This is a genomic window from Chitinophaga agri (assembly GCF_010093065.1).
Taxonomy (GTDB): Bacteria; Bacteroidota; Bacteroidia; order Chitinophagales; family Chitinophagaceae; genus Chitinophaga; species Chitinophaga agri.
Map to the genome: position 1 here is coordinate 4,122,690 of NZ_CP048113.1, position 24,759 is coordinate 4,147,448.

Below are 24,759 nucleotides of genomic sequence, written 5' to 3' on the forward strand. Positions count from 1 at the left end.
CCTATGTATAGCTACAAAATTGTATTACTTTCTACTCTTCTGCTGAGTACCGCCTATCAGGCTGGCGCTCAGTCCAAACAGGAAAAAAAGTACCAGGAAGATGCCACCCTGGTAAAACAGGAAATATGGGATGCTAAAGACCCCGCCTTCGCCAGAACAGACATTCCCGAAAAATACAGCAATGAATCGGCTGTCATCATTGCCATGAACTTCACATTAGGTGCAGATCATAGCCGCCGTCAGGACAATATCGCCGTTACCATGCATGAGCGCATCAAGATACAGGATAAAGCGGCATTGGAAGACTACTCCGAGTTCAGTCTGCAGAAACTGAAAAGCGGTGGATGGGCAAATGGTGTCAGGCTCACCTCTTTCATGGGCATACGCGTCATTAAACCCAATGGACAACAACGGGATATTGACATGAACGACGCCGTGAACGTAAAAGATGAACAGAACGACAAAAAACAAAAGATCGCCATCTCGGATCTGCAGGTAGGAGATATTATCGACTTCTACGTAAAAATGAATAAAGAAGCGAGCAGCTTTTACGCATCTCCCGATCCACTGGATTATTCAATCGGTGAGAAGTATCCCATGCTGGACTTTTCACTGAACGTGCGTGTCGACAAGAGAATGGGCGTATCCTGGCGTTATCTGAATGATGAACAGTCCGCACTTAAACGCAGTCAGGACGGAGATGAATATACATTCTCTATTCACAAGACAGACGTTCCCAAGGTAACAGACGAGCGTTGGTTATATGAGCAAAGATCATTACCGACGTTACGCCTGGCCTACAATGGACTCAAAAGCAGGGAATTCACGAACGGTATGGATGAAGAACGCATCCGTCGTTTCCTGACATACGAGATCATCAGTGTAGGTGCGTCCTATCCTACACTTGGCAGCATCATAAAAGGCTTTCCTGATGTGCTGGATTACTTTGCAACAAAAGCAGGTGTAAAGCAAAGAGATATGGATAAACGGACCATCGCAGAACTGGCTTACTATTACATCAGGTACGCATCTCTTTACAAAGAGACTTCAATAAGCCCCTCTATAGAAGTAGGACAGGCAAGAAAGACCTATTCTCCCCGTGAGCATTATACCGCCAACGTATTCAGGCAACTGCTGAACCGCTATGACATTCCAACTGAACTGGCGGCTACGGTACCACGCAGCGTAGGAACCCTGCAGGATGTAGTCTCCCTGGACGATCTGAGCTACTTCATCATCGCCTATCCCGGAGATAAACCGATGTATTGCTCCATGGGCAGCATGCTCAGTTACCCCGATGAATTGTCTCCGCAAGTGGAGGGACAGCAGGCCTATACGGTAAGCGTAACAGGTAGTTCCAAACAAAAAGACGCCTCATTTAAAAAGATCGCCCTGCCGGTGAGCAGCGCGGAGCAGAATGCGGATAAAGAAAAGATCAATGTGACCTTTGCAGCCGATAATTTGCAACAGCTGAACATTGACCGCGTTATCCGTGTGACAGGACACTATCGCTATAGCTATATGGACATGTTACTGTATGAAGATATGCTGCATGAAGAACGCAAAAATCTACATGTCTCTTCATCAATGGACGACGACCTGCTGGCGTACGGCCCATACAAAAAAAGAAGCTATGAATATGATGTTGCCTTCAAGAAAGCCCGTAAAGACATGGACGAAACAGTACAGGACAACATATCCAGTGAGTATGGCACTAAACCCACCGCTGTCACTCATTTTGAGACTCCTGAACTGGGCCTTGAAAAACAGAACAAGCCTTTAACTATCCAGGAATCATTTACCATGGATGGTTTTGTTAAGAAAGCAGGGAATAACTATATGCTGGATATAGGTAGACTGCTCACCGAACAGATCGCACTGTCACCGGAAGAGCGTAAACGTACCTATGATATCAACATGTCTTTCGCCCGTACTGTGTCATACGACATACTCGTTAATATCCCCCAGGGATATCAGGTGGAAGGTGCGGAAAACCTGAACAAATCTGTTAACAACGATGCCGGTTCATTTGAAACCAGCGCCAAAACAGAAGATGGAAAGCTTATACTGACTGTTAAAAAAGTATACAAGCATGCTTATGAACCATCTGCTAACTGGGAGCAAATGATGTCATTTATGGATGCTGCATCCGATTTTAACAAACAAAAGGTACTGCTGAAGAAGATGTAATGCCGGTATCAAAGTAGTTATCACATCCCATGGTTATTCATGTAGCCATGGGATGTTGTTTCTTAGAAGTAGTCTATATAAATATGTATTTTCAGTCTTTTGTTTATTTTTAACGCATGCGATATAAGATGCTGGCATCCCTGCCTGTCTATGGCGCCCTGCCTGTTGCAATTCCTGACACGTTCTATTCCGTAGGCTTCCCGGTACAGTTTTTTATAGCTGATGGAACTGACTGGGTAGGTAACTTCGCGCCAGGTGACACGAACTTTGATGGTGTATATTCATTTCGCCAGTCGGAAAACATTTTAGTCATAGCGGGAGGAAGCGGGTATGTGATACATCCGGATAGCAAAACCGCTGTTGCATCATGCGGGTCAGACATTGAGAATCTGTTTGTACTGGAAGATGGGAGAATGGTGTTGCATCAACGCATGTCATTGATGGTATTCGAAACGGATGGGACATGCTGGAAAACGGCGCGTATTTCCTGGAATGGGTTAAAAGATGTGCATGTTAAGGGGAATGTGGTGTCAGGATTGGCGATGGCGTATGGTAGTAACTATGATAAGCAGTGGGTTGAATTCAGGTATGACATTGATAGCAGGATATTAACTGGTGGGGGATATCATTGAAAATAAATGTGATTTTATAGAAGTTTTATTACCTTACCAAAAGAAAATTCTTAAAGAAGATTGGAAACAATCTCGCCTGGTTTATTTAATAATAAACTAGTGTTTAAATACCGTATTAAATGCCTGCTAAATGCAGGCATTTTTGTTTAATATCTATTATAAATTAGATGGATACTCATAATGAATATCAAATAAAACCTATTAAAACTTATGTTTTATTGCTGAAAAAGGCTTAGAGATATACCGCAACAAAAAAGGAGATCAATTACTTGATCTCCTTTTTCCTATCGGGTCGGGGCGGCAGGATTCGAACCTGCGACCTCCTGCTCCCAAAGCAGGCGCGATACCGGGCTACGCTACGCCCCGAAAATGTTTCCCAGATGACATCTGGCCTACTCACAAAAAACACACCGTCCTCTATTAAAAATAAGAAAGGATAACATTACTGCTATCCTTCCTTCCAGTCGGGGCGGCAGGATTCGAACCTGCGACCTCCTGCTCCCAAAGCAGGCGCGATACCGGGCTACGCTACGCCCCGAGACCCGACTTAACATCTTTGCTTTGTTGCCATCGCTTTCGATGTTTGGGATTGCAAAGGTAGAGAGTTTTTTCATTTAACCAAAAAACTTTCAGGAAAATCTTAAAAAAAATTAAAATAACTTTCCGGTGCTGTTTGTAAAAAACAGATGAAACACCCGAGGGCAAAGAAAAGGACGAAACTCATGAGTCTGAGAAAAATTTTAATATCAGCCTGCCTGCTGCTGTCTGTTGCATCCTATGGTCAGACGAAAAAACTGCGGCTGCTGAGAGATCAGCTGCTGGACGACTACTGGCAATTCACGAAAGATAGTCTGCCGGGAGCAGAAAAAGCAGACTTCCCCGATAACAACTGGCGGACCGTCCACCTCCCGCATGACTGGGCCATAGAAGACCTGCCTGGTCAAAACGACAGCACTATCATCGGGCCTTTCTATAAATACAGCCCCGCCCGGGAGCATGGCGCCTACGTGGTAGGAGGCACTGCCTGGTACAGAAAATCCTTCATCCTGCCTCCGCTTGCCGGACAAACCGTCGCTATCCATTTTGAAGGCGTCTACAGGCATGCTGACGTCTGGATTAACGGTCACCCGCTCGGCAATCACCCATATGGGTACACGCCTTTCACCTACGACCTGACACCTTACCTGGCTCCCGCAGGCCAAAAGAACGTCGTAGCCGTCAGGGTCCGCAATGAAGGACTGAATGCCCGCTGGTATACTGGTGCTGGTATCTACAGGCACGTGCATCTTCAGGTACTGCCTGCCGCCCACCTCATAAAAGACAGCACGTTCATCTCCTTCCCGGAAGCAGGTAAACAACAGGCTATTGTGCAGGTAACGACAGCCATCAGGGGAAATAATAACGACCACAAGATCATAGAGATCAGTCTGAAAGACAGTACTGGACAGGTCATCGCCACTGCGGCACAGCCAGTACAGCTCAATGGCACAACACCTGTAACTGTCATGAAACAGCTGACTGTCACCAACCCTTGTCTATGGTCACCGGCACGACCTTACCTGTATACCACCGCCATCCGGCTAATCGACACACTACAAACCCAAAAACCTGCCTATCCCGATGAACTGATCTATCAGACAGGCATACGGCGCATCAGTATCAGTGCGGGCAAGGGCTTCCTGCTGAATGGAACGCGCCTCCTGCTGAAAGGAGGTTGTCTGCATCACGATAACGGACTCTTAGGCGCCGCGGCTTTCGACCGGGCAGAAGAAAGAAAAGTGGAACTGATGAAGGCGAATGGATTCAATGCCATCCGGACAAGTCATAATCCGCCGTCAGAGAAATTCCTGGAAGCCTGCGACCGTCTCGGCATGCTGGTGATAGACGAAATGTTTGACGTATGGACAGAACAGAAACTTCCGCAGGACTATCACGTATCCTTCCCTGAATGGTGGGAGCGGGACCTCCGCAGCATTGTACTGCGTGACAGAAATCATCCTGCTGTCGTTATGTGGAGCATCGGCAACGAGATCCCTGAAAGGGCAGATCCGGACGGACTGGCCATCGCCAGAGATATGATACAGGCCATCCACCGGTATGATACTACACATGCCATCACCGCCGGGGTACCTGAGTTCTGGGACCGCCCTTACAAATGGACGGCTGCCGATCCTGTATTTGCCATGCTGGATGTAGCCGGCTATAACTACCAGTGGCAGAATTATGCCCTGGATGCCCGCCGCGTACCAGGACGTATCATAATGGGCACAGAAACATTCCCCTCCCAGTTGTATGACGCCTGGAACCAGGTGCAGGGATTGCCATATGTGATTGGTGATTTCGTATGGACAGCCATGGACTATCTCGGAGAAGCGGGTATCGGTCATCAGACCTACAATGGCGCTGGCGCTGGCCGGCGCACCTTCCCCTGGATCAATGCGAACTGCGGTGATATCGACCTCATTGGCAATAAAAAACCCCAGTCCTTCTACCGCGATGTCGTATGGCGGAATAGCCCGGTAGAAATGCTCGTTCATGCGCCCGTCGCAAAGGGCAAACAGGAAAAGGTCAGCCGCTGGGGATGGCCAGACGAATCAGCGTCCTGGAACTGGTCGGGCATGAACGATACCGTTATGCAGGTTCGCGTATTCGCACGGGCTAAAAAGATCGACCTTATCCTGAATGATTTCCGGATAGCCATGAAAGAGATCGCCGATGATACCCCCCTAACCGTCACCTTCGACGTTCCCTATAAACCGGGGGTATTAACAGCATTTGCCTATGACGCCAAAGGCAATGAAACCGGCTTTAAAACGCTCGCTACCACTAATCCGCCCGTCGCTATCCGCCTGAAGGCGGACCATACCCAGATCCCTGCCGGCAATGGGTCACTGGCATATGTGCAGGTGGAGATCGTGGATGACCTGGGCAGAGTGGTACCTACCGCTAATTTACCATTAGAACTGACCATAAATGGTGCAGGGAGTCTGGCAGGAGCAGGGAATGCCTGTCCGGATTGTCCGGCCAGCTTCCAACAACTCCGCATAAAAACGTATCAGGGACGCGCATTAGTCATTTTAAGGGCCAGTGAACGGCCAGGCGAGATAAGTCTCCAGGCAAAAAACAATGGTCTAAAAAAGGCTAAAATCAGCATTACAACGCAGCGGATAAAGTTTGGCCGTCGCTTGTTCGTCGCTAGTTCGTCGCTAGTTCGTCGCTTGTATATCCTGCGTATATCCGACCTACCAGCTGAATGTATGCAGTCAGCTGGTAGTATTTTACCGTTTTTTATTTAAAACTTTCCAACATCTGGTGCACCATTACCGGATAAATATCCTACAAGACGATCGTGATCAGCACTACCGGTATTACGAAGAATGTAGCCATTCCGATCACCTTGAACATATACCACCCGGTATCCCGCTGAAGATGAAAAACCCCGGTACTGGCAGGCATATATAGATCTTCTCTTTCAGTAACTGTGTCCGACATATCCTGCCCGGTGATCTTGCCGGCCAGTGTCGCTACATGTCCTGTGATATTGGATACAAAAGAAAGAAATGCCATTATTTTTCCTGTATCTTTATTTTACGGATTAGCCAATCCACGTTCCTGATACTATGAGCAGTACCGATAATGAGCAAATAATACCTGACAACCGTCATGAGATAAACCGATGCGTGGGACAAGTAAACCGGCTGGAAGCATTGTTAGCGTATCAGACCAGCATTATGGAAATGCTGTTGGAACATGTACCTGCTGAACAGATCCTCCCACAGATCACTTCCTGGATAAACAGTCTGGAGAAAGATCTTACTGCCACGATCACACCCATCGAAACTCCCGTTGCTGCCCCTGCTAACAGTTCTCACACGGTTCCGTTAACAGGAAAACAAGGAAAGTGCCACGGAAGTTTGGTGCTCAGTTACAGATCAGGTAAGCAACCTGCTACAACAGACCATCATTTCTGGAAACTTGTGGCCCGTACCATCGTCATGGTCATTGAACATGGCACAACCAGCGGGACAAATCATATTTCTCAAACAGATGATTGGACGGAGGCACAACTTATCAATAAAGAGCGTGAAAATTTCTATCAATTACTGATGGATGCGCCGGCCGTCATTGCGGTATTGAGCGGTCCCGAACATGTATATCTGCTTGCGAATAAAATGTACATGCAAACTATAGGAGCTGAAAGAGAGATCGTAGGTAAACCAATCCGGGAGGCACTACCTGAACTGGCAGATCAGGGTATCTATGAATTACTCGACGATGTGTACCGCACCAGTCAGCCGTTTATAGGACATGAAATAGAAATAGGCCTGGACAAATATGGCACTGGTATACGTGAAAATGTATTCTTCAACTTTATCTATCAACCTATCAAAGATGCTACCGGCAAGGTATTTCAGATACTTGTGCATGCCATTGATGTCACTCAGTCCGTCATGCAGCGCAGAAGGGCCGAGCAAAGTGAAGAAAGATTTAAAAGTTTTGTCGCACAGTCGCCTACGCCGATTGGTATTTATGTCGGTAAAGAACTACGGATCCATACTATTAACGACGCCATACTGGAAGCGTGGGAGAAAGACCGTTCTGTCATCGGGAAAACCTTCCGCGAGGCGCTACCAGAGCTGGAAGGACAGCCCTTCTTTGAACTGCTGGACAACGTATACGAAACAGGGATCACTCATCACGCAGTAGAAGAAAAAGTACTGCTGATGAGAAATGGCGTTCTCACACCTACCTACTATAACTTTACCTATACAGCATTGCGGAATGAACATGGCGAGATCTATGGCGTCATGAATACTGCAATGGAAGTCACTGAGCAGGTGAAAGCGAAGCAACAGCTGGCAGAGGCAGAAGAGAATTTGCGTACAGCTATTGAAGTTGCCAAACTGGGAGACTGGAAAATCAACCTGCAAACGGGGGAAATCACACTCGCTGAACGCAAACAGGCATGGTTTGGTGCGCTCCCGGGAGAGCCTATTACTGCAGAGGAAGCAACTGCCTGTATGACCGATCCCTCTATTATGCAGCAGGCTATTGAGAATGCATTACAGCCCGGGTCGGATCGAATCATCAACATTGAATATGAGATCACTAATTTCAGGACCGGCGAAAAACGCATGATCCAGACTTCCGGTAAAGTGTTACTGGATGATGCAGCCCAACCCTATATCATTGTGGGTATATCACAGGATATTACCGAGGAAAGACAGCGGCAACAGGAACTGGAAAGACTTGTCAATGAACGAACACGGGCACTGAGCCTCGCCAATGAGGAACTACAGGAAGTGAACAAATCACTCGAAAAGGTCAATAACAACCTGGAACAATACGCTTATGTCACGAGTCATGATCTGCAGGAGCCCCTCCGGAAAATTAAAATATTCTCTGATATCCTGCTCAACAGATCAGCAGACACAACGGACACTTTCACCCGTAAATATCTCAGCAAAATAGATATTTCAGTCAATCGTATGACAGCACTGATCAGTGATCTGCTCAATTTCTCCCGCCTGAACAGGTCAGAGAACACCTTCGTCCCTACCGATATCAATCTCATCATCGAAGAAGTAAAAGAAGATTTCGAACTTGCCATCAGAGAAAAAAATGTAACTTTGAATGTCTCACCCCTGCAGCAGATAGCAGCCGTTCCTCTGCAAATACGGCAACTCTTTTTCAACCTCATCGGTAATGCTATCAAATTCTCCAGGCAGGACATGACTCCCCAAATAAATATCAGCGGGCATCTACTCTCCGCCGCAGAAATTTCCACGCATCCACAATTAAACCCATCATGGAGCTGGTATGAAATCATCGTCAGCGATAATGGCATTGGTTTCGAACAACGTCACGCAGAAAAGATCTTTACCTTATTTCAACGCCTCCATACAAGAGACGTCTACTCCGGTACTGGCATCGGTCTCGCCTTATGCGAAAAGGTGGTGAGCAATCACCACGGGATCATTTATGCCAGGGGGGTCGTTAATGAAGGCGCCAGCTTCCACATCCTTATTCCTATCAAGCAATAAGCATATTGGAACTTTCCGATATGATTGTATAGTTTTACACTCTCAAATACTGATTGAATGGAAGCACAGATGCCGACCCGGCAATACTGGTCCCTGATACTCATACTGGGTACCATGACTGCCTTAGGGCCATTTTCAATAGACATGTATCTCTCCGGCTATCAGGCGATAGCGGACGATCTGCATACAACAATAGAAAGGATTGGTCTTTCCCTGTCGAGCTATTTTATCGGTATTTCCGCCGGGCAGCTCATCTATGGACCATTACTGGACAGATTCGGCAGGAAAAAACCGCTATACATCGGACTGATCGTCTACATCCTTGCCTCCGCAGGATGCATTGCGGCAAGATCGCTCGACTCATTCGTCGTACTGCGCTTTATACAGGCCATTGGTAGCTGCGCCGCTACGGTGGCTTCTGTTGCCATGGTGCGTGATCTCTTTCCTATTAAGGATAGCGCGAAAGTATTTGCCCTGCTGATGTTAGTAGTAGGCGCCTCTCCGATGCTTGCACCTACTGTCGGCGGATATATTACTACTGCCTGGAGCTGGCAGGCTATCTTCATCGTGCTTGGTGGAATGGGTATACTGTTAATGGCCGCCTGCTTTTTCTTTCTACCGGAGAGCCATCAGCCGGACACTTCCATGTCGCTGGCACCCAGGCATATCATCAATGGCTTCTGGTCAGTGATGCGTGAACCGCAGTTTTATACCTATGCCTTAACAGGTGCATTCGCGTTCTCCGGATTATTTGTATACGTCGCCTCGTCACCGGTCGTATTCATGAAAATATTACACGTTTCCAAACAACATTTCGGATGGATCTTCGCGGGATTGTCAGTAGGCTTCATTGGCTCCAGCCAGCTGAATAGTCTGACATTACGTTACTTCCGCAGTGAACAGATCGTCCGTGTTGCACTTGTAGGACAAGCGTTCTTTGGCATCGTATTTTTCGTAGGTACTTACCTGGGCTGGTTTGGACTGGCATCTACAATTACCCTGCTGTTCCTTTTCCTGAGCTGCCTCGGGTTTGTCAATCCGAATGCATCTGCATTGAGCATTGCGCCTTTTAAAAAGAATGCGGGTACCGCAGCAGCGTTGATGGGCGCTTTGCAAATGGGCATCGGCGGACTTGCATCTGCTGCTGTGAGCTCATTTGAGTCGGCAACTGCCGTCCCGATGACGATGCTCATGGCGGTAACAGCGATTATAGCAGTCACCGTACTATTTATCGGCGCAATGCGCATCACCAATCCGGTATTCCTGCATGACAGCAGTGACGCGGTTGTCCTCCACTAATTATCCACACATACAATATTTTCACACACGAACGGCCATGATCATATGGCCGTTCTTTTTTATCTTAGCCCCCAGCCATATATTCTATGAAAAATTATTGCTTACTTCTGCTCGCCCTCATCAGCATACATTGTAACCGGCACTCGGCCAATAAGAACTTTGATCTGAAGATCAATGCTGATATCGGGCATTACAAATACACGGCTCATCCGGTAACGGAAGAAGAATTCCACATCCTGCAACAAAATATGGCGAAGTCCTGGACACAGGAAATAGTCAGCAACACACATAGCTCTTCAGTAACCGGACAGGAAACAGCGACTTTACCCGTGACCCGTTATAGCCTGCAGGACTATATCCGTATCGTCAATGAAATGGAAACGTTCAGTACAGCACTGCAATCGCCGGGTGACTACCTGCAAAAGACAGCCCCTTCCCTGGAAGTGGCAGCACTGGAACATAACAAAGTGTTCGCGCCACTGTCTAACGAATGTGTAGGCGAACCCGTTAACTATACAGACCTGATCATGACTGCTATGCGGAACATCCTGGCAGATAATCATATTAAACTGGAAATCTGCTATGGATTCAAACAGCTATCGGCCCTGGAGATCAAATATACGATCTACGCAAAGCTGGATGAGACACTGCACAGCATCACCTTTTCCAACACGAATGGCTGCACACCCGACAATCACGCCATTTATCTGCTACTAAATAAAGTACTGATTGGCACCGAAAGAAAGGAAAGACTTGTCAAATACAGCGATCATACCAGTCTTGTATTCGTACAGCCGGCCCGATATGAACGATTAGAAAGAAGACTCAATCAACCCTGATCACAGTGGCCGTCACTGCTGTCAGGTGATTGTATTTTTCTTTACATTCACGTTTTAAACAGTAGACCATGTCAGTAACCGGTACCCCCGTCGCACTGCTTTATCAGGCGCAACAACCACCAGCGAGAAACGGCATCCTCAAGCCCATGAAACCCGGAGGCTATTCAGACAGCGGAGCGGATATCGCCTATGCTCTACGCGAGAAACAAATACCGGTTAGTACCCCTGTGATCCACCCTCAGCTCGCCATAGACCTTGACTGGGTGTTTCCGGATACTGAAGCGGGTATACGTCATGCTCTCGCCAAGGGCGCACAGGTGTTATGGCTGAATACCATCCTGTATAACGGCCATCCTGTAGAGCCCTTTTTGAAAAAAGGCATCGCTGCTGTAGGACAATTGCCGCGGAATACCGACCTCTATGATGATAAATGGACGACCAACAAACTGCTTCAGCGAAACAACCTTCCCATTCCGCCTGCAATCCTGATCAATAAGGATAACCTGCACGATTACCAGTTGAATTTCTCCTTCCCTGTGGTGGTAAAACCCATTAGGGGCAGAGGAAGCGAAGGCGTTCATGTAATACATACCGCCGCCGCATTAGATGAAATGCTGGATATTATGTTCAGAGAAGACAAATACGGAAGTGCCGTGTATGTGGAAAAGTATCTTACCGGAAAGGAACTGACCATTACAGTCATGCCACCGGGTAAGTATAAGATCAATGACATCTGCCAGGAGAAGATCAATTACTGGAGCCTCCCCCCCGTAGAGCGGTTCAATCACCATGATGGTGTAGCTCCCTACAATGGTACCATAGCAGTGGTGAATAACAGCAGGGTACTGGACGATGCATCATTGCAATCATCCGCCATTATCACTTTATGTAAACAATGTGAATCTGCTGCGGCTTTAGTCGGCGCAAGAGCACCTGTAAGAATTGACTGCCGCCAGGATGAACAGGGGAAATATTTCCTGTTTGACCTGAATATGAAACCCAATATGACTGGTGCATCCCGTCCACACAGAATGGATCAGGACAGCCTGTCAGCGCTGGCTGCACGTAAGATAGGCTGGACATTCCCTGACCTGCTTGAAAACATGCTGCGCCAACAATGGCGGTTTATAAAAGTATAACTATCTGACTGCACTTAACAATGGTTGCTCCTGTATCATGTTGACCACATTAGAGGGGCGCAGGTTCCTGTATAAAGACGCAAGGTCCTGTACCGCCAGTTCCCTGATATTAGAAAAGACTTCCCGATGGGCTTCCCGCGTCGTCTCCAGCAAGTGGTAGTAATGTCGCACGTTGCGGAATGCCAGCAACAAAAGCTTCGAGGTCATCACATGTTTCTCGTCCCGCTGGTTAGCCAGATGCCGGGAAGTCAACAGCGTACCGGCATTCATTAATGCCATCCTCAGTTCAAACAGGCTTGACTGGTCCTTGTATTCCAGCGCCTCCAGCTGTGATCTTATCTGTAATAATTCGCGCATATATATAGAATAATATTTTAATTTCAAATACTACACCAATCCACATATGTATATTATTCTACCAGATAAAATGCACAACTAACTATATTAAGGTAAAAATAGCATCGGAATATACCTACTCAGCAGTGAAACACCTGTCTACAAATGACCACGTACCGGGGAACGTTATCTTATTTTCAGTTTTTCCAGCATTTCCTCACTAACTACATCGGCGGAAGGACCATAAGCAGTTACCAGTACACCCCTGATACCACTTACTGATTCGATGGCATATACGGCCGCTTCATCTGATGGATCACTCTCACCTTCATACCGGTACACTTCAACGATCCTGAAGCCATCCAGTCCGATCTTATTACCTGGACAAATGAGATAATTGCCTTCCAGGTTAAAGTCAACGGTAAAGCCCTGCTGTCTCAATTGATTGATAGCATTGGCAACCGTATCATAATGATGTTCCATAGTAATTTATTTAGAGTGATTAAAGCTAAACGATCTTTCCGTGGCCACGTTTCCAGTCGCGGCGTATTCTCATGATCCTGACTACGTATCCGATCAGCAATACGAGTTCCAGCCGGTAGGGAACGAAAGGTACATGTGGGCTGAAGTAACTGTATACAATTACAAAAATACAGATGCCAATACCGGCAAATCCGTCTATTAATGCGATATCTGCGGCCCAGTCTTTTTCCCATAGTAATCCGAATGCCGCACATCCTTTCAGTATAAACAGCACAACGATGCCCAGCATCAGCAAAGAATAGCGATCGCTGCTCTCCAGTCCATACACTGAAAATGTATAGTTCTGTCCCAGCAGGAACATCAGTGGGTACAGGAAGATAACGAGTGCACCCAGCAGCAGGAAAATGTAACTGAAAAACTTTATCCACCAGGAGATCAGTTCCTTTCTTCGCGGCATCATCATCTCTTCCAGATCATTCAGTTGGTCGGCTATGATTGATTTATCGTCCATAGAAGGATATTGTGGGTTCTAGTAACAAATATACGAAGTGACTACGGACCCTTTTTACGAAAAAAAGGACCGTTCCTGGAGAGAAACGGCCATTAACAATCAAGCTCCACTGTATGAATAAAAGGAAGGATATACTTCTTTAGTTTCAGATCCATGCATCAGGAGAGGAAGCAGTCCATAGTCGATAAACTATAGTTCACAGCAAAACACGGTATGTTGTATTTCCTGTCTTTAACTATGTCCGATTAAGCTTTCGTGTCGTTCTATGTGCGCTGTGCCATATGAACTATTGCCTATCGTCTACAGACTGCAGCTATCCCTTATAAGCTACTAATTGCCGATAACCTTTACACATTTCCCAGCTACTTTTTCAACGGCTCTTCTGCTCAATAATTCCTGTCTTTAACTTCTTATTTATTCGCTTGCTGAATCTGTAACAAAACTACTTACACAGCGCCTGAAAGTCAATTGCCTAATCAACTCTTCTGTTGTACTTTTTATGGAGAACTTTATAACGTATGTCTTTTTACAATACCTAGTTTTTTCATCTTCGATGCGAGTGTCGATGGCGGTAGGTTCAGTAACTCCGCAGCGCCGCCAGGTCCGGAGATCTTATGATTACACTTTTTCAGAACAGTAAGTATGTGTTCTCTTTCTAATTCCACAATAGTTTTAATATCAGTATCACCGTTTGGTGTAGTGACTTCTTTCTTTGTGCCTATCGGCAATACGACTTCCCTGATAGTTGTTTCTCTCGCCAGCAACACACTTCTCTCTATGAGATTCTGCAGTTCGCGCACATTACCCGGCCAGCTATACTCCATCAGCTGTTTCATTGCTGCCGGTGCAATATCACGCACCTGCTTGCCTGTGGCTGCCGAATACAAACGCATAAAATGACACACCAGCAGCGGGATATCATCTTTGCGTTCACGTAGTGAAGACAGTAGTATCGGAAATACATGCAACCTGTAATACAGGTCCAGCCGGAAACGGCCTTCTGCAATCTCTTTTTCCAGGTTACGGTTGGTAGCCGCAATGATGCGCACGTTCACCTTGATAGGCCCATTTCCACCAATGCGCTCAATTTCCTTCTCCTGTAATACACGCAGTAGTTTCACCTGCAAATCGGCAGGCATATCTCCAATTTCATCCAGGAAGATCGTACCTCCATCTGCACGCTCAAACTTACCAATGCGCTTTTCCAGTGCACCCGTAAAAGCGCCTTTCTCATGTCCGAACAGTTCTGATTCTATCAGGTGCGTCGGCAATGCCGCGCAGTTAACTTTCACGAATGGTTTAGCTTTACGCTGTGACAGGTTATGCACACAATTGGCCACGCCCTCTTTACCTGTACCTGTTTCTCCCAGTATCAATACCGACGTGTCCAGCGGAGCTACCTGCCGCATCAGCTCAAATACACGAAGCATAGCAGCACTGTTACCAATAATCCCTTCAAAATTAGGCAGTGGTGGCAATTCGCTGACCGGCTCTTCTATCACACCCTGCACAGGCAATGCCGGCAAACGCATATCATTTGACGAAGTCGATACACCTGGCTTCACTTTCAGTACCCGGTGGTGTTCATAGCGGTAACGTGCAATATCCAGCGTTACCAGCAGGTCCTTTTCCCTGAATGGCTTTACAATAAAGCCATAGGGCTGGGTAACCTTTGCTGCCTCCAGCACCTGACGGTTGCAGTTGGCAGACAGATATACAAAAGGAATATTTGATTTATTCAGTTCAACCGCCAGGTCAATGCCTGTCTGGTCTCCTTTAAGATAGATGTCCAGTAATACCAGGTCAGGCCTGTCTGCGTCAATTAACTCCAAAGCCCTGTGCACAGAACGTGCTACGCCGGAAACCTTGTAACCTGCCCTCTCCAGTGTCAGTCTTATATCGCCAGCGACAATCAGCTCGTCCTCTACGATCATTATTTTTTCTTCCATACTAAGCAGTTTTGTTTACTAATGTTAGTAAGCTGGGAACTGTTTCCCATATAGTGTTGTAGTGTTATATGATGATGGTTATGTCGTTCGTTGTTGCTCACTGATAGGTACGAAGCCTGCTTATCTTGTCAGCATATGCTCCCCCATGGCACAAAGTTATGCTTTGCGACGCAAATGTCTGATGCAAACAGATGCAAACAGTATATAGTAAGAACGTCAGCCTCCTGACGATTACACTGGCATTGGTGCGCTCTATGGATCTCAGGCATAATCCGGTACCCCCTCCCGCTGCGTTACTGGTCCTGTAACAGGTTGTTTTTCCTGGTATATAAAGTTGACTGTAATAATTACACCGTTCCTGCTCTCTATGTTCAATGTACCGCCTAATTGTTCGCATAATGTCTGCATCAGTGTCATCCCCATAGACCTTTTTCCCGCAGGCAGCGGTGCTTCCGGCAGTCCTTTTCCATTATCTGCCACTACAAGGGTCATCTTATCTTTGCCCGTCTGCTGGAGGGAAACAGTAATTGTTCCACTACTGGAGAACGCGAACTTCATGGCATTATTGATCGCTTCATTCAGTATCAGTCCTACTGGTACTGCCAGGGAGACATCCATTTTCACCGGAGCGATACGCAGATCAAAGCTTATACGGGCCATACCGGAAAAACCATCTTTCAGATAAACCGTCAGATCGTGAATGTAGGTACGCATATCGATCAGGGCCATATCGTCTGACTGATACAGCTTCTGGTGGATCAGGGAAATGGTCTGCATACGGGAACGGCTTTCCCTGATGGCATTCAGGGCATCTTTATCGTCTAATAACGCAGCCTGGGTATTAAGCAGGCTCATGACGATCTGCAGGTTGTTCTTCACCCGGTGATGGATCTCTTTCAGTAACCATTCCTTTTCTTCGATCAGCTTATGTTGCGACTGGATGAGGTGCTGCAGCACAACGTTCTGCTCATTGATCTCCTGCTGTTGTGCTTTCATCTGCTGATTACTACGCTGCTTCAGCTGGTAACGGTTATATCCTAGTAGTAACAGCATGACCAGCATACCGGCGCCTATGATGATCACATTCCTGGTCACCCGCGCTTTTTGTAGTTCCGCTTTCTGCAGCATGCCCTCCCTGGTCAGCAGTTCAATATTCTGCTGTTTCAGCTGGATGGCCTGGTCTTTCTGTTCTGCGTCAAACTGCAATTGCAACTGGCTGATCTGCCTACTCTTAGTTATGTTAAATAAAGAATCATTGTACTTTTTATATAGCTGATAATGCCTGATCGCATCTGCGTATAACCCGAGAGCTGAATCGGCTTTGAACCAGCCATTATAGCTGCTGGCCAGTACACTCAGATGCCCCTGTTTCAATGCCATATCCGCCATGGCGGCCGCATAGGTACGGGCCTTCGCATATTGCCTGATACCCAGGTAGTATTTGATGAGCGGCCCATGGATATGTTCCAGTTTCGGATCGGCCTTCTCTACTCCTTTTCCTAATACCTCCAGGTGCTGCGCATAGGGTCGCCCCTGCTCATATCGTCCTGATTTCACATAACAGCCCAGTATAGCGGAGTTGAGCCATATATCCGTATCCATACGCTTAGGCGGATAACGGCGTTCTACCTCTTTCAGCAGCCCTAATCCCTCGGATATGGTGCCCAGCCTGATGGAGGAGTGTGCAAAATTGCAGGCCAGTATCTGGATAGACACGGTGTCTTTCAGTCTGACTGCTACCTCCCAGGCTTTACGGTAATACGTCATCGACTCCTTTGCACTCCCCATATCATAATAGATCATGCCCAGCCGGTTGTAGGTAGCACATAACTGCCCGGTACTGTCTTTCATCGCTTCTGCTGTCCGCACTGACAGCAGCGCATATTTCAGGGCATTATTATGGTCGCCCAACTGATTGTAGGCTACTCCCAGCAGGTCATAGACACCCTGTAATGAGGTGAACCCAGTCTCTTTATATAAGGCCAGGGCCTGTAACAGCACGTCTCTGGCCGCTTTCTGATCAGGAACAAGGGTGTAGTAATCGCCCAGTGTATGCAGCGTCTGCGCCTGCTTTCTTTTCATTCCGGCCGCGGCGTATAAGTCCGCTGCCAGTTGATGATACCTGATCTTTTCGCGCAACTCACTGTTCTCATCGGCGGAGTAATAATTAGACAGTTCCACGTAGCTGTCCGCCAACCCCGCCTTCTCATGCAGGCGGTTAAAAATGGCAATAGCCTGCCGTATATATCCTTTTCCCCGTTTCGTATCACCAGGTTCCCGGTAGATGGCAGACAACAAAAGGTGCCCCCTGGCTTCCCAGGAGGGTTCTTTTCCAGCAATACCTGCTTTCAGCACTTTCTCAGCGAAAAGTGCAGCACTATCCATATCACTACGCAAACAACCTGGCCGCAGCAGATAGGTTTCCCCTGCCGCTAACAGGGCCGTAATATCTGCGGTATCCGGTGTCGCTTTCAGAAGTAACTGCTGCAATATATTACGTGACGGCAATCCCCGTTCCTGTGCCATACATGTGAACAGGCAGCCGACTATACAATAGGAAAGTATCAGTAGCCTATTCATAATGCAATAATTTTCAATATAGGTCCTTCAAATCCCTGAGGTTCCACTTTTGACGTTGTTCTATTTAGCTAGGTACGGCTGGTTAGCATAGTTATCTTCAAAGAAAATGTTTCTATTAGATGAAGGAAAAATGAAAATACGACATTTTTTTAGTTCTTTTCTTTGCGCCACAAACATGACTACAATTGTCAATATGACAAATTATTATTGTCATCCATTAAGCGCGGTGTTCCCCGTATTGAAAGCTCAGCGATATTGTAACGCCCTTATCATGCTGAATAGCGAGTTCCCCTTCCAATTGCTCGCTTAGCACATTCATCAGCATCAGGCCAATAGACTGCCTGCCATTGTCAGGCTTGACTGCCGGAAACCCTTTGCCGTTATCTGCGATGGTCAACGTCAGTTGCTGGCGGCCTGTTTCTTTCAGCGATACAGCAATGGTCCCGGTATCTGTGAAGGCATACTTAATGGCATTAGTAACCGCCTCATTCAGCGTCAGACCGATTGGCACCGTGTAGGCGACATCCAGTGCCACAGGTGCGACATCCAGCTGGAAGTCAATCTGGTGATCGGGCAGGATGCCCTGTTTGAGGTAATCGATCAGTTCACTGATATAGGACTTCATATTCACCAGTGAATGGCTATCCTGCTGATATAATTTCTGGTGGATCAGGTAGATCGCCTGCATACGTGAGCGGCTTTCACTGATCGCTTTCAGCGCTGCTTCATCACGGAGAAAGCCGGATTGCGTTTTCAGCAGGCTCATGACGATTTCCAGGTTATCTTTCACCCGGTGGTGGATCTCCTGTACCAGGTACTCTTTCTCCTGCAATAGCTTTTTCTGTTTTTCAAGTAGCAGTTGTAGTGAAGTATGCTGCTCACGCACCTCCTGCTGTTTCACTTTCAGCTGATGGTTACTACGCAGTTTCAGCTGATAGCGGTTGTATCCCAGGAATAAACAAACGGCCAGCATCAATACACCTCCGATGATCACGTTCCTGGTGAGCTGTGTTTTCTGTAGCGCAGTTGTTTGTAACTGCGCTTCCCTGGTCAGTAAGGCGATGTCCTGCTCTTTCAGCTGCAGGTCGTGTTCTTTTCGATCGGCGTCCATTTTTACCTGCAACTGGCTCACCTGTCCTGCTTTGGCAAGACTGAACATGGAATCGCTGTAGTACTTGTATTGCTGATAGTGTTTGATGGCATCATTGTAATTACCCAACGCAGAATCGGCCTTATACCACTGATTATACAAGCGGACCATCTGTGGCAACAACCGGTACTTCCGCAGGAGCACTTCTGCCGCTGTGCCGTATTGTATCGCTTCTGTATACCTTTTTACTGCCAGGCTATATGTCAGCAGGGACATCAGGATCAATGGCCGTTCCGCATCCTGCTGATCCAGCGAGGGTAATAGTTGCTTCAGTTCTTCTGCGTAGGGCCTTGCCCGGTCTGCCCTATGCTGTAAAATATAGGCGTATAGGAATGCGGATACCATCTGTATACGCGCATTTGTAGTAACCGGTGGATAATGCGTCTTTTCATGCGTCAGATATTTCAGCGCAGTTGCAGGGTCCTGTAAGGCAATATAGGCGCCGGCCAGCTGCCCTGTCAGGAATTGCATCACAGCGGTATCTCTCTCCGTGATCGCCAGGCTCAAGGCCTTATGGTAATAATCGGCTGCTGCTTCCGGCATTCCCAGATCAATATAGATGAGCCCTGAATCTCTTTCCTCTGCCTTCTGCTTGCTGAGTAATGTCTGTACAGTCGTTTTGGGAGGTAGTGGGTTCCTTTCCCGGGCGAGACATTGCAGCAAGCAAATTGTCGCCAGAAAGGTCAGCAACAATAGCCTGGTCATGTTATGTGTGTTAAACGTTGGTGATATTTAAAATATGGTTTTCCGGATAATGCCCGCTTGCCCGGGCCTCAAAAATATAGTTTCCCTGGGATTTTATACCTCATCCAGTCGTTCTTCTTCTCTAAAAGCCGGTTGTTCCGTGTAGGTGAAAGTAACGCTGACCGTTACACCGTTGTTACTCCTGATATTCAGCTGGCCTTCCAGTTGTTCACTCAATGCATGGATCAGGGTCATCCCCATTGACTTTTTGCTGGCGGGCATATCACCAGTGGCGAAGCCTTTGCCGTTATCAGCAATGATCAGTGTCAGCTGATCCTCCGCTGTCTTTTGCAGGGATACAGTAATTGTACCGGCCGCAAAGAACGCATATTTTATGGCATTTGTAATGGCTTCATTTAAAATTAATCCGACGGGCACGGCGTGGGATACATCCAGTTTCACCGGCATAATCTGCAGGTCAAATTTTATTTGCTGCCTGTTGGCGAATCCATCTTTCAGATATAACACCAGTTCATGAATATAGTTGTGCATATCGATCAATGCCATATTCTCTGACTGATACAATTTATGATGGATCAGGGATATGGCCTGCATACGGAAGCGGCTTTCCCTGATCGCATTCAGCGCATCTTCATCATTCAGGAAGGCCGCCTGTGTATTCAGGAGGCTCATCACGATCTGCAGGTTATTCTTTACCCGGTGATGGATCTCTTTCACCAGCCATTCCTTTTCTTCCAGCAATTTATGCTGCGTGCCGATCAGTTCCTGCAGGGATTGGTTCTGCCGGTTGATCTCCTGTTGCTGTTGCTGCAGTTGCTGATTACTCCGCAGCTTCAGCTGGTAGCGGTTATACCCTAATATGAGTAGCAGCGCCATCATACCGGCACCGGTAATGATCATGTTCCGGGTAAAACGGGCACGCTGCAATTCTGATTTCTGCAATTGTCCTTCTCTGGTAAGCAGTTCAATATTCTGCTGCTTCAGCTGTAATGCCTGGTCTTTCTGTTCCGTCTCGTATTTCACCTGCAGCTGATTGATCTGCTGTGCCTTTGCGATACTAAACAGCGAGTCGTTATAATACTTATACAGCTGATAATGCCTGATGGCTGACTTATAATCTCCCAGCGAGGAGTCAGCCTTGAACCAGAGATTATAGTTCTTCACGATATGCGGCAGCACACTATGTTTAGAAAGCACGGCATTCAGTTCTGCGCAATAATTACGGGCTTTTTCGTATTGTCCGGCGGCGAGGGTATACCGGATGATGGGCGTCAGAATATAAACCTGTTCTGCTTCATCTTTTTCAAGTGTCGCCCGGATGTCCACCAGTTTATCAATATATGAACGGGCGCTGTCCAGTTGTTTCAGCAATATATAGGCATTCGAAAATCCACTGATCATAGAGATGTTCGTTCCTCTTTCTGTCGGCGGATAGTGGGCAGCTTCCTGCTTCAGCATACGCAGTCCTTCAGCAGGCTTATTGAGCCGGAAACAGCTGTTGGCAATATTACCGGTGAGATATTGCATGGAAGGCGTGTCCCTTCTCATGCTGGCCAGCGTCAGCGCCTTCTCATAATACACTATTGATTTACTGAAATCTTCCAGCTCATAATAGAGCATGCCTAAGCGGTTATAGGCGGTGGATAATGTTTGTGAGGAGTCTTTTCGTTCTTCCGCATCCTTTACCGACAGTAACGCATAAGACAACGCCTTACTGAGGTCACCGGACTCATTGTAAGCCATTGCCAGTACATCGTAACAGGCGCCCAGCGCGGTCCATCCTATTTCGTTGCAAAGGGCGATGGCCTGATTGGCATACTGGATAGAGCGGGCGGGTTCTGACTTTAACAGCAGAAAATCTGCGAGATGATACAGGGCATTGGATTGCTTTAACTTATTACCTGATTTTTCATACAGCTTTGCGGCTGTGTCGTAGTACTGTATAATTTCCTGTAGTTCTTTCTGATCAGTGGACTGCTTATATTTAGCCATTTCAGCGTAGACATCACCGGTACCTTCGTCGTGCTGCTGTTGCTCAAAGATCTTTTTTGCTTTGAGAATATAGTCAGTACCCCTTTTTTTATCATTAGTCTCACGAAATATCTTAGAATAGATCACACATGCCTGTCCCTGCCATACCGGGTGCTGTTGCCGCGTACCGGCATTTAAGATCTTATTGGCACACAGGATAGCACTGTCCATATCGGGCTTTGTTTCGCCGGGACGGTTCACATATTCTTCTCCCCACCATATCAGGGCTTTGATATCCTGTGCATCAGGAGTGGCTTTATTCAGCAGACTACGCAGGCCATCCTGTGGAAATATTCGTTTTACCTGCGCGGTAGCCGGCAGGCAGGTAAGCAATAGGCAACAAATAAACGGCAGTAGCCTGTTCATAATTAATTTTTAGACAAGCAGGATCAGGAATAGACCGTATACTCGCCGGAGGTTTCAGTTTCATCTGCATCATTGGTTTGATGATAACTAAATTCGACGGTGATACTGACGCCATTGTCACTGCGGATATCCAGGGTGCCATCCAGTTGTTCACTTAACGTATGCATGAGCGTCAGGCCCATCGATTGAGGGGTACCTTTGCCGGCATCTCTTACAAATCCATTCCCATTATCCGCAATAGCTAGTGTGAGCTTTCCATCTCCTGTAGGGTGCAAAGAAATGAATATTGTGCCAGTATCTGAAAAAGCATATTTGATCGCATTGGTAATCGCCTCGTTCAGAATCAGACCGACAGGTACTGACTGGGAGACATCCAGTTTAACCCGGGCTATCTGCAGGTCAAACCTGATCCGGGCAGCCCGTGCGAATCCATCCTGCAGGTTACTCACAAGGTCATGGATGTATACGTGCATATCGATCAGTGCCATATTCTCGGACTGGTATAACTTCTGATGGATCAGGGAGATGGCCTGCATCCGGAAGCGGCTTTCCCGGATAGCGTTCAGTGCATCTTTATCATCCAGGAAGGCCGCCTGCGTATTTAGGAGGCTCATCACGATCTGAAGATTGTTCTTCACCCGGTGATGGATCTCTTTTACCAGCCATTCCTTTTCCTGCAAGAGTTTATCCTGCGAGCCGATCAGCGCCTGGAGTGACAGGTTCTGTTCATTGATCTCATCCTGTTGCAGTTTCAGTTGCTGGTTACGGCGTAACCCCGTTTTATACCGGTTGTACCCCAGCACTAACAATACTACCAGCAGGGAGGCGCCGGCGATAATAAAGTTCCGGGTTGTCCTCGCTCTTTTTAATTCGGCCTTTTGCAGCAGGGCGTCTCTGGTCAGCAATTCGATACTCTGCTGTTTTAATTTTAAGTTGTGGTCTTTTTGCTCCGTATCAAATTTTATCTGCAGATTATTGATCTGGCTGGCTTTTTTGCTACTAAATAGGGAGTCACTGGTAGATTTGAACTGGTTGAAATGTTTGAGCGCATCCACGTAATTGCCCATAGCGGAGTCTACGCGGTACCACATCCTGTAGTTCCTGGAGCTCTCCGCCAGCAATCCATATTTGTTAGTAATGACTTCGATATTCTCACAAGCTTTTATAGCTCTTTCATATTGCTGCGTCTTGAAGTAATAGGTAGCTACAGGTGTCAGTAAAAAAAACCTGCTCACATCTTCATATCCGGTTTTTTTCACCTTCTCCTCGAGGCGTTGGACATAAGGACGTGCACCCGCCATGTTATCTACTGCCAGGTAAGCATGTACCATTGCGGCGTACATCGTACGCTCAGTCTGTGGCTGCGTCGGTGGAAATCTGGATTCCATATTCTTCAGCACCCTCAGTGCCTCTTTACCATTCTTCATCCGGATGTAGGTGGTGGCCAGATTGCTGGTCAGGTACTGCAGCGAGACCGTATCTTTCAGCTTTGTGGCAATGACGAACGCTTTCTCATAAGCTGCTACTGATTTACGAAATTCTTCCATCTCGTAATATAACATACCGAGGCTGTTGTAACAGGTAGACATCGTCTGGGAACTGTCTTTATCTGCTTCCATTACTTTAACAGCGAGTAACTGATATTCCAGTGCCTTACTCTGCTCACCGATCTCTTTATAGGTAAATCCCAGGAGGTCATATGTCCTGCCAAGTTTTTTATATCCAATGGATTTATAGATAGCTTCTGCCTGGTGTAATAATTCAATGGCTTTATAGTTATCCGGAACGCTGATGACGTAGTCGGCCAGCAGATTTAGTGTCTCTGCCTGTTTCCAGTAGCTATGTGACCGTCCGTACAGTCGCACAGCATTTTCCTGATAGCGGATAGCTTCATGGATATATTCTGCATCCTCGTAAGAGATATATCTTGATAATTCTACATAGGCATCCGCCTGGCTTTCGTACAGGTTCGTCTTACCAAATGCAGCAACCGCTTTCTCGGCATATTCCCGGCCCAGCGTCTTCTCATCCTTTTCCCTGAAAACCTGTGAGTATATGAGATAGGCATTACCGCGCCAACGTTCGTTCTGTTGTGCATCGCCGGCTGTAAGTATTTTCTTCGCGCAAAGGAGAGCGCTGTCAATATCTGTTTGTAGTACTCCCGGTCTGTTGATAAAGTATTGTCCCCAGTCAGATAATATTTTTACATCCTCCTCCTGTGGTTTTTCCTTCTTCATCGAAACATGCAGGACTGCATATGCTGTTGGCAGTTTATCCTGTGCGACACATTGTAGCATGCATGATACGAATACGCAGACCAGCAACAATAACCTGTTCATAGCTCTTCTTTTATGATCTCTCATTCATCGTGCAGATTTGCTCTATCCGCATGACATGTTATGGCGTCTCTATTCATAGGAGTTTTAATGTTGTAGGCCGACAGGAGTTATCTCTATCATCCGGCATAGTGGTTGAGAGCCGCGTGAAAGTACACTTTTTTTTGAG

The 24,759-nt window shown here is 47.0% G+C and carries 16 protein-coding genes and 2 tRNA genes; 7 read left to right on the forward strand and 11 right to left on the reverse strand.

What is annotated here, in order from left to right; translation table 11 throughout:
- The first annotated feature begins 3 nt into the window (after positions 1-3).
- Positions 4-2,190: a DUF3857 domain-containing protein gene (locus GWR21_RS16350; RefSeq protein WP_162332788.1), complete on the forward strand. Its 2,187-nt coding sequence runs from the start codon at positions 4-6 to the stop codon at positions 2,188-2,190.
- Between the two features lie 116 nt (positions 2,191-2,306).
- The gene (locus GWR21_RS16355) at positions 2,307-2,822 is read left to right on the forward strand and encodes a glycosyltransferase family protein (RefSeq protein ID WP_162332789.1); all 516 of its coding nucleotides are present in this window, start codon (positions 2,307-2,309) and stop codon (positions 2,820-2,822) included.
- A gap of 292 nt (positions 2,823-3,114) precedes the next feature.
- On the opposite strand, the gene GWR21_RS16360 is transcribed toward GWR21_RS16355, so the two are convergent.
- Both GWR21_RS16360 and GWR21_RS16365 read right to left on the reverse strand, forming a co-directional pair.
- Positions 3,115-3,188 (reverse strand) — tRNA-Pro (locus GWR21_RS16360).
- Positions 3,189-3,286: 98 nt separating this feature from the next.
- Positions 3,287-3,360: transfer RNA gene (locus tag GWR21_RS16365), tRNA-Pro, on the reverse strand.
- Positions 3,361-3,544: 184 nt separating this feature from the next.
- On the opposite strand from GWR21_RS16365, the gene GWR21_RS16370 reads away from it, so the two are divergent.
- On the forward strand, positions 3,545-6,118 hold the full coding sequence (locus GWR21_RS16370; RefSeq protein ID WP_162332790.1) for a glycoside hydrolase family 2 TIM barrel-domain containing protein: 2,574 nt from the start codon (positions 3,545-3,547) through the stop codon (positions 6,116-6,118).
- 40 nt (positions 6,119-6,158) lie between these two features.
- Here GWR21_RS16370 and GWR21_RS16375 read toward each other — a convergent pair whose 3' ends face one another.
- On the reverse strand, positions 6,159-6,389 hold the full coding sequence (locus tag GWR21_RS16375; RefSeq protein ID WP_162332791.1) for a hypothetical protein: 231 nt from the start codon (positions 6,387-6,389) through the stop codon (positions 6,159-6,161).
- A gap of 113 nt (positions 6,390-6,502) precedes the next feature.
- Here GWR21_RS16375 and GWR21_RS16380 point away from each other — a divergent pair, with 113 nt between their 5' ends.
- The 4 genes from GWR21_RS16380 (at position 6,503) to GWR21_RS16395 (ending at position 12,143) form a co-directional block, all read left to right on the forward strand.
- Positions 6,503-8,866: a PAS domain-containing sensor histidine kinase gene (locus tag GWR21_RS16380; protein ID WP_162332792.1), complete on the forward strand. Its 2,364-nt coding sequence runs from the start codon at positions 6,503-6,505 to the stop codon at positions 8,864-8,866.
- Positions 8,867-8,923: 57 nt separating this feature from the next.
- On the forward strand, positions 8,924-10,165 hold the full coding sequence (locus GWR21_RS16385) for a multidrug effflux MFS transporter (protein WP_238429831.1): 1,242 nt from the start codon (positions 8,924-8,926) through the stop codon (positions 10,163-10,165).
- Between the two features lie 86 nt (positions 10,166-10,251).
- On the forward strand, positions 10,252-11,004 hold the full coding sequence (locus tag GWR21_RS16390) for a hypothetical protein (protein WP_162332793.1): 753 nt from the start codon (positions 10,252-10,254) through the stop codon (positions 11,002-11,004).
- A gap of 68 nt (positions 11,005-11,072) precedes the next feature.
- Positions 11,073-12,143 carry an ATP-grasp domain-containing protein gene (locus GWR21_RS16395; RefSeq protein ID WP_162332794.1) on the forward strand — a complete coding sequence of 357 codons (1,071 nt, stop codon included), beginning with the start codon at positions 11,073-11,075 and terminating at the stop codon, positions 12,141-12,143.
- On the opposite strand, the gene GWR21_RS16400 is transcribed toward GWR21_RS16395, so the two are convergent.
- From GWR21_RS16400 to GWR21_RS16435, 8 genes are all read right to left on the reverse strand, one after another.
- Positions 12,144-12,500, reverse strand: coding sequence for a hypothetical protein (locus tag GWR21_RS16400; RefSeq protein WP_162332795.1), 357 nt, complete (start codon positions 12,498-12,500; stop codon positions 12,144-12,146). It abuts the gene before it with no gap.
- A gap of 165 nt (positions 12,501-12,665) precedes the next feature.
- The gene (locus GWR21_RS16405) at positions 12,666-12,962 is read right to left on the reverse strand and encodes a hypothetical protein (RefSeq protein ID WP_162332796.1); all 297 of its coding nucleotides are present in this window, start codon (positions 12,960-12,962) and stop codon (positions 12,666-12,668) included.
- 25 nt (positions 12,963-12,987) lie between these two features.
- Complete coding sequence (locus GWR21_RS16410; RefSeq protein WP_162332797.1) at positions 12,988-13,473, reverse strand: hypothetical protein; 486 nt, start codon at positions 13,471-13,473, stop codon at positions 12,988-12,990.
- A 509-nt stretch (positions 13,474-13,982) separates the two neighbouring features.
- Entirely contained in the window at positions 13,983-15,422 is a 1,440-nt protein-coding gene (locus GWR21_RS16415) for a sigma-54-dependent transcriptional regulator (protein ID WP_162332798.1), read from the reverse strand.
- A 261-nt stretch (positions 15,423-15,683) separates the two neighbouring features.
- Positions 15,684-18,002, reverse strand: a complete 2,319-nt coding sequence (locus GWR21_RS16420; RefSeq protein ID WP_162332799.1) for a tetratricopeptide repeat-containing sensor histidine kinase — start codon at positions 18,000-18,002, stop codon at positions 15,684-15,686.
- A 217-nt stretch (positions 18,003-18,219) separates the two neighbouring features.
- Positions 18,220-19,857, reverse strand: coding sequence for a sensor histidine kinase (locus tag GWR21_RS16425; RefSeq protein WP_162332800.1), 1,638 nt, complete (start codon positions 19,855-19,857; stop codon positions 18,220-18,222).
- Positions 19,858-19,950: 93 nt separating this feature from the next.
- Positions 19,951-22,254, reverse strand: coding sequence for a tetratricopeptide repeat-containing sensor histidine kinase (locus tag GWR21_RS16430; protein WP_162332801.1), 2,304 nt, complete (start codon positions 22,252-22,254; stop codon positions 19,951-19,953).
- A gap of 23 nt (positions 22,255-22,277) precedes the next feature.
- The gene (locus GWR21_RS16435; RefSeq protein WP_162332802.1) at positions 22,278-24,593 is read right to left on the reverse strand and encodes a histidine kinase dimerization/phosphoacceptor domain -containing protein; all 2,316 of its coding nucleotides are present in this window, start codon (positions 24,591-24,593) and stop codon (positions 22,278-22,280) included.
- Positions 24,594-24,759: the final 166 nt, after the last annotated feature.